The sequence below is a fragment of the Porphyromonas sp. HMSC077F02 genome, from assembly GCF_001815465.1.
In the GTDB taxonomy this organism is placed as follows: domain Bacteria; phylum Bacteroidota; class Bacteroidia; order Bacteroidales; family Porphyromonadaceae; genus Porphyromonas_A; species Porphyromonas_A somerae.
This window is the reverse complement of the sequence record NZ_KV820637.1, coordinates 158,572-166,142: the sequence shown is the minus strand read 5'-3', so window position 1 is coordinate 166,142 and position 7,571 is coordinate 158,572. Positions and strand designations below refer to the sequence as shown.

Here is a 7,571-nt window from a genome sequence, read left to right as displayed (position 1 = left end):
GCCTATTTAGCACGGACCTCTGCCGAGGTCCTTTTCCATAAACACTCCAATGAATGCCACATGGCAAGACCTTCCTAATCCATAACTCCTGCGCCTCTCGTGGTTATCCCCTGTCATCAGCACAATTATTTATCTATTTGTCTACACTTTCAGGAATAACAGATGAGCAGTGTATACAATAACAGGAATACATGAACCCGTGTGTACTATTTTCAGGAATACCACACAACCTCATATTCCGTATGCGTGCGGAACGGATTCCGCCTGTATACGGAATAGATTCCGCACGCATACGGAATGCATTCCGCAGAGCTACGGAATATTGCCGGAATATCAAAATCAAGAAGCTTGTCTGCAAGCCACTTCTAGCGATGTGGGATAAAAATGTTGGGCGAAAGTTTGTTTATCTACGAAATTGTCGTAACTTTGCTACGAATAAATCGTAATAAGGATATTGATCGTAGATAACAACAATATGAGTGAGCCTAACTTTCTAAACGGACTATCCCCTCTTGAGGAGGACTTTATGCGTGCACTATGGCATATCGGAGAGGGTGAGATAAGCGATGCTATCCCCCTGATGGAGCATTCGGACACCCCCTACACTACTGTGGCTTCGGTGGTCAATAAGCTGGAGAGCAAGGGGTATGTTACTCGTACGGGGAAGCGACGTGGTCACCTCTATGCCCCTTTGGTAAGCCAAGAGGAGTACACCGATAAAACCATTAAGTATATTGTTGCCAACTTCTTCAAAGGTTCATACAAAAGTCTGGTGCAACACTTTGCACAGGAGGAGAAGGTGAGCAAGGAGGAGATCTCGGAGATTCTGAAACTAATTGAAGAGGAATAAGTGGTATGATGATTTGGTTGAAATATCTAGGGCTGTCGGGAATAGGGATTGCTCTCTTTTACCTCCTCGGAGTGGTATTGCTTCGCAAAAGCACCCTACTCCGTGCCAAGCGATGGTATTACCTCATCGCCATCGCCTCTAGCCTTTTGCTCCCCCTGATCTCTTTAGCAGTACCAGAAAGGGATATAGATGAGGCACAAGATAGGTTGCTCCCCAGCTTCACTATTGTGATAGAGGAGGAGCCAACCATCACTGCACCTGCTACAAAGAGAAACTCAATAGACTGGTCCAGAGTACTGATGGCAACTTGGGCTATTGGTGCAGCGAGTACACTCATCTGGCTCACCTCGGGCGGGTACAAACTCTATCGATTATGCCGCACCTCCACGAAGCGCGAGCTCAGTCATAATGCCACACTTTATGAGGTGGATGAAGAGCTTGCCCCCTTCACGATTGGCAGGGCAATCTTTATCCCCAAGTCCTTATCGAATAGCGATATCACACCCACTATTCTGTCGCATGAGCTGGAGCACATTAGGCAGAAGCACTATTGGGATATCATCATCAGTACGGTGCTGCAGCCCTTACAGTGGTGGAATCCATGTGCGTGGGGATTGCTCCAACAACTGCGCACCAACCTTGAGTACCTAGCAGACCAAGGGGTGTTGCGAGAGGGAAGAGACCGAAAGACCTACCAGTATCAGCTACTGGAGTGTACACTAGGCCGAAAGGTAGAGCTACCCTCGCTCTCATTTTCTATGCAAAACCTAAAGAAACGAATCGTAATGATGAACAGCAAGAACAAAACCAACAAGAAACTAGCCATAGTTTACGCACTTTCGGCACTACCTGTACTTGCCTTCTTGGCACTCGGTACTCAGATGGTCACGATCAAGCAGGCCGAAGCAAGCACCATCACAGAAGTGGCTCCGCCACCGACCAAAGACAAGGTCTTCGAAAAGCTAGATGAAATGCCAGAATTCCCTGGTGGAGGAAAAGCAATGATGCAGTGGCTCAGCCACAACATACAGTACCCTAAGGATGCGATAGATGCCAAGATAGAGGGGCGTGTAGTGGTATCATTTATTGTCGAGAAGGATGGCTCCATCTCCAATGCGGAAGTAAAGAAAGGGGTGTACGAATCACTAGATAAGGAGGCTCTAAGAATAGTCAATGCCATGCCTAAGTGGAAACCAGGCATGGGGAATGGGCAACCTGCAAGAACTCGTTTTTTCGTGCCAATCAACTTCAAGTTTGCACAGCCTGCAGTGCAAGAGGGAAAGGTCTTTGAGTACCTAGATGATATGCCTGAGTTTCCAGGAGGGCAAGCAGCAATGATGCAGTGGCTCAGCCAAAATATACAATACCCAAAGGAAGCTGTTGACGGCAATATTGAGGGACGTGTGATCGTCTCATTCATCATTGAGAAGGATGGCTCTATCTCCAATGCCAAAGTAACAAAGGGCGTGCACGAGTCACTAGATAAGGAGGCTCTAAGAGTAGTCAGTGCGATGCCCAACTGGAAACCAGGTAAGCAAGATGGTCAAGCAGTAAGAGCCCGCTTTACCCTTCCAGTCAGCTTTAAGTTTGCCCAGCCTGCAGTGCAAGAGGAAAAGGTCTTTGAGTACCTAGATGATATGCCTGAATTCCCAGGAGGAGGAAAGGCAATGATGGAGTGGCTTGGCCAAAATATCCAATACCCCAAGGAGGCAGTTGATGCCAAGGTTGAGGGGCGTGTGATGGTCTCATTCGTCATAGAGAAGGATGGATCCGTCTCCAATGCCAAAGTCATTAGGAGCATAGATCCGTTACTAGACAACGAAGCGCTAAGAGTGGTCAATGCCATGCCCAACTGGAAGCCAGGCATGCAGGATGGCCAGCCAGTAAGAGTCCGCTTTACCATCCCTGTCAGCTTCAAGCTCCCAAAGCCTGCCACAGCACCCACTGAATAACCTTTAGTCAGTAAACCAAAGGGGGCAAGTCTCATTTGACTTGCCCCCTTTTTCATTACAATGAGAATTTGACTCTTAAAAGCACCTCAAAAGGCCTCAATGGCGTTACTGCCCGGAAGGTGTGTGGCTCCTTGATAGTGATCACCTCGTACGCTTTCTGATTGGTAATATTGGAGAGGTTGAGCTCCGCACCAAACCTCTTGGTATCATACTTTAGTGCGAAGTCCAAAAAGGTCGCTTCGGCATAAGATTTACTATTCCGCTCCGACGTATGGTGATACTCAGCAGAGAGCGTAGCAGACCAGTTCTCTGCCAACCAAAATAGAAGGCTCCCTTTGTGTCGTTGCTGAAGCAACTTCGGCAGATGCTCCAGTCGCCCACCATCCTCATTTGCTACATTACCAATAAGCGACCCTTCGTAATCAATGGAAAGATCGGGAATCGGACGGTAATGCATCTCTAACCGCCCTACATAACTATCAGAGAGGAGTGCCAACATCTGCTGTTGCAAATAGAGTTCCGACCAAGTGCGGTCATACGACCCCTGCAACGCAACATCCAAATTGGCCTTCCAAAAGGTTTGAGAGAGTCGTAAGTTACCACCCACCCGACTTGAGGTAGAAGGCTTCTCAATTTGCTTGTAAATGATATAGCCCTCTTTCAGCCCCGTTGATGAAGTGTAGCGTCGTTGGTTTTCCGAGAAGTGCACGCCTCCGATAATAGAAGTGCCCGTCATAGGTACTGTGTAGGAGAGTCCCAACCTAGCAAAGTGCCCATAGCCCTGATAAGGTCGGGGCAACTGCTCAGAGAGCTGCCGCGAATCCCTCAGCTTAAGCCCTGGAAACTGCTTGGCAGCACCCACTATATTATGAATAAGCTGGTAAGAGCCATTGATCTTGAAATTATTATCCCAAAACTTACTCACAGAGATCAAGGGATCCGACTTCACAAAGCCTTCCTGACTCTCGGGGTAGCGAAAATAGAAGTAACTAATAGGCAATTGTAGCTTAATGTGCCACCCGTGGTCTTTCCAATTGTATTCAGGTTGCCAAGTAAGGCTACTTGAGAGGTAGTCAGAAGGAGGGGTACCTTGATTGGGTAGCCAACTACTCTCCACACCAATACGGTGTTGCTGTATATCCCATTGGAAATTATTATCAAGTTGATGAGCACCCCACCGCCAGTTAATCCCCAGCATCAAACTATTATCAAAGAGTTGACTGGCAACCGATTGCGAAAGTGGTAGAGAGATCTCCATAGAGTGATGGCGAGAGAGATACTTAGCCACATTATCTAGCTTCACCAGAGTGCCCCCTACCCTGAAGAGCCACTCCGTACTATTCTCCACCCTGAGATAGGGGAGCGATAGCTCTTGGCTATAATCCTTCATATCTTGCCGAAGGAGGTCGTTACTCCTCTTAGACTGGTGTTCTATTTTACTCTTATTCAAGAAGAAAGAGCGATCACCATTATGCTCGTACTCCCCACTTAGCACCATACTGCGTTCGTGCAACTGATACTGCTGATCGCTCGAAAGGTGCTTCACCTCGCCATTGGGCATTGTGTACTCAATCGTCTCACCCCGAGAGGAAGCAAGTTGCTCATCTAGGTAGGTAGCACTCAGCCGAAGGAATTGATGCTGACCAAGCTTGACCAATTGATTGCCGGACAACACATAGGAGTGATTGGCCCTAGCCCGCTTCCCCACAGGTGAATCCTTAATCACCTCGCCCATACTCTGGTAGAAGTCGAGCGATGCAAACTGGCTAAGCGAAAAGGAAAGCTTGCGGCTCATAGAGAGCTCCTGCTCCCTGAGCTCTGCCGACACATCCTTACCCGTGTCATTGGCTTTGGCAAGATAGATTCCCTGCGTCGTGGCATTAAACCTCATCGCACGAGCATTCAAGTCGTAGAGCAAAGGAGCCGCTCCAACGCCCGCCGAAAGCCACGCAAGCCAACGCCCCTTCGCACGCTCCGTCAGCCGGATATTGAGTGCCGCCCTATCCGATAAAGAGTGCTCAGAGAGCATACGGATAGGCTCGTGATGGCGATACACCTCCACCGCTGCTACATCATCGGGGCGAAGGCTATTACTAGCAATGCTATACCGACGCCCAAGGAGATCCATTTGCTCAATATAAAACTTATTGATCGCCTTGCCTTCAAAGCGAATCTGTCCACCTCCTACCACCTCGAGCCCAGGCATACGCTCAATCACTTGCGAGAGCGTCATATCCTGCTTTTGGGCAAAGGCAGAGGTGCGATAGATAATAGTATCCCCCTCCTCCCTAATGGCCGGCGCATGGATTTTCACCTCCTTTAGTTGATACGAAGTGGCCTCCATCACAATCTTCAGCTCCTGCCCCTTATGAAAATAATGTGCCTCCTTATAAGCCTTATATCCGAGGAGTGACCCTCTCACGATAAGCGACTGCCCCTCCTTTAGCAAAGTACGACACTTAAAAAGGAACTGCCCATCATCATTGCTCTGTGAAGTAGCTAGCGACTGCTTGGTCTCAGCATCAATAAGAAACAGCATAGCACCACTCACTCTCGAGCCATCGTCACTTTGTACCACAATGCCCCTTAGCTCCGTCTGTGCCCAGAGAACTGTACCAGGGAGTGCTAGTAGCACTAATACAAGTATAAAGAGCTGTCTCATCTTGCGAACCCTCTAACACCTCACCTATTTCTCAATGTGTTGATAACGCCTTGATAGATTGCGGAAACGCCTAGCTACTTTATCGTGGTACATTCCACTATCATTATAACCTTTGCTATACTTCCTAAAAACAGGACCACTGTCACCGCACTCCATTTGCCTACGTATCCACAAAAGCTCATCCTTACTAACCTCCATAACAGGGTTACTAAGCAATACTTGAGGGACCGCTACCTCCAAAGGTTGCTCACTTTTCTCAAAACCAATAAGCTTGAAAGAGTAAGCACCATCAAGGCTGCGAGCCTGAGTAACCAACCCTGGCAACCCAATAAGCTTCCACGGTCCATAAGGAATAGGTACCTCATTGGTATAATAGACTTCCCACTCTCGACCATAAAGTGTAGCGGTAGCCACCTCGGAGGGATATCCACAAATCACTTGAGTGTCATCACCAAATTGATAACTGATATTTGGTGCCTTCTCCACCGTCTTAAAGAAAGTGACCCCATAGACTAGCTCCGTATACTCCTGTAGCTTAGAATTGTAATAGAGTTGATCTTTGACGCCACGAGGAAACTCCCTCATCTTTTTGACTAGGTCATAATCTCTTGAACCCTTTGCCAGCCCAGCATACATTACTGAATCCCTCTTTACATTATAATAACTCCTAAAGGAACTATCACCATTTGGGGCAATTTGCAAGACAAAGAGATCCTCCGACACCTCTCCATCATATAGATTGACCTCCTTCCCTTCGTATAAAGCAAAATAGGACTGAGCAGAGAGTGGTAGTGCGGTGGCACACAAGAGCAGAGCAAAATATAATATCCGTACTTTCATTTGTCATCAGGCCTTTATCAACATGAAAATCATAGTATCATTTAACTTCTTCAAATATACATTAAAAAAGCATCGCCACCAACCCAATCCAATATCCTCAATTCCGCAGGCTTAGGTTTTATTGCTTTGGTCGGGTGCTTATTGATTGTTTTTTTGGTTTCCCGACTTTATAGCAGACTAAAGACTCAATAAGGAAGTCTAATTAATCGCCATTTGTCTCTTAATGATATTTTCATTACGTCCTTTTTATTGCTACCTCAAGACACCATTGTCTCAGCATAGAAGTTATTGCTCTATATATTGGTATCGCTTGGATAATTCGCGATACCTTTGATCAATCTTATCGTGATACATTCCACTCATATCAAAGTTCTTTGAATACTTCTTTATGATTGGCCTTAAGTCCATACAAGCCGCTTGCTTTCGAATCCACGCAAGTTCTTTACTACTAACTTCTATAACAGCTTGGTTGAGCATCATTGTTGGGATGGTGATATCAATCTCTTTTTCAGACACCTCAAATCCCTTTAATTGAAATCTATACGCGCCATCAGTTGAGTAGGCTTCAGTAACCACACCAGGCAAACCATTTATTTTCCAAGGTCCATAAGGCAACGAGATCTCTGTCGTATAGAAAATAACCCAATCTCTTCCATAATAGTGAGCTTTTGCCATTTCAGAATGAAAGCCTAAAACCACCTTTGTAGAGTCTTCAAATACGACATCCAACTTGCTGGCAATTTCTGTTGCCTTAAAGTAATAGAGACCATAATCCATTTCGGTATACTTATTTTCTCTAGGATTGTAATAAAGCCTACACTTTGTCCCTGGTGGTATCGACCGCATTCTCGCCACCGTCTCTTGGGTACTTATCCCCTGCTGTACGCAAGCATCTCTGATGGAGTCTCGCTGTAGGGTGAAATAACTTTGAAAGGAGCTTAATCCCTCACGTGAAATCTGTAGAATGAAGAGGTCGCGCATGACCTCTCCATCATACAAGTTCACCTTTTCTCCTTCGTACATAGCTCGAAATGATTGCCCACTAATTGGTTGAGCAACAAATAAAAGCAACATCAGAATGAAAAATGTGTTTAGCTTCATAGAATTACAACTTAGTCGTAACATTGATCAAAAGCCTCCATATACTCAACGAGGAACTCTTGGTCAGCAAGTGTATCATCGCAATAGGTGCCGGCACAAGAGGTCCATGCACAATGCATTTGAACATCATCTCCTTGAGCACTCCCCGCCAAAACTTCTTGCTCAA

At 46.4% G+C, this 7,571-nt stretch carries 5 protein-coding genes; 2 read left to right on the top strand and 3 right to left on the bottom strand.

The window, feature by feature from the left end:
* Positions 1-475: 475 nt before the first annotated feature.
* Both HMPREF3027_RS02725 and HMPREF3027_RS02720 read left to right on the top strand, forming a co-directional pair.
* Positions 476-850 (top strand): BlaI/MecI/CopY family transcriptional regulator, encoded by a 375-nt coding sequence (locus tag HMPREF3027_RS02725; protein ID WP_018028279.1) that lies wholly within the window; start codon positions 476-478, stop codon positions 848-850.
* A 5-nt stretch (positions 851-855) separates the two neighbouring features.
* The gene (locus HMPREF3027_RS02720; protein WP_070706848.1) at positions 856-2,802 is read left to right on the top strand and encodes a M56 family metallopeptidase; all 1,947 of its coding nucleotides are present in this window, start codon (positions 856-858) and stop codon (positions 2,800-2,802) included.
* A 55-nt stretch (positions 2,803-2,857) separates the two neighbouring features.
* On the opposite strand, the gene HMPREF3027_RS02715 is transcribed toward HMPREF3027_RS02720, so the two are convergent.
* The 3 genes from HMPREF3027_RS02715 to HMPREF3027_RS02705 form a co-directional block, all read right to left on the bottom strand.
* On the bottom strand, positions 2,858-5,464 hold the full coding sequence (locus HMPREF3027_RS02715) for a hypothetical protein (protein ID WP_070706846.1): 2,607 nt from the start codon (positions 5,462-5,464) through the stop codon (positions 2,858-2,860).
* A gap of 24 nt (positions 5,465-5,488) precedes the next feature.
* Positions 5,489-6,304, bottom strand: a complete 816-nt coding sequence (locus tag HMPREF3027_RS02710; RefSeq protein ID WP_070706844.1) for a GLPGLI family protein — start codon at positions 6,302-6,304, stop codon at positions 5,489-5,491.
* Positions 6,305-6,589: 285 nt separating this feature from the next.
* Positions 6,590-7,405: a GLPGLI family protein gene (locus HMPREF3027_RS02705; protein WP_070706841.1), complete on the bottom strand. Its 816-nt coding sequence runs from the start codon at positions 7,403-7,405 to the stop codon at positions 6,590-6,592.
* Positions 7,406-7,571 lie beyond the last annotated feature (166 nt).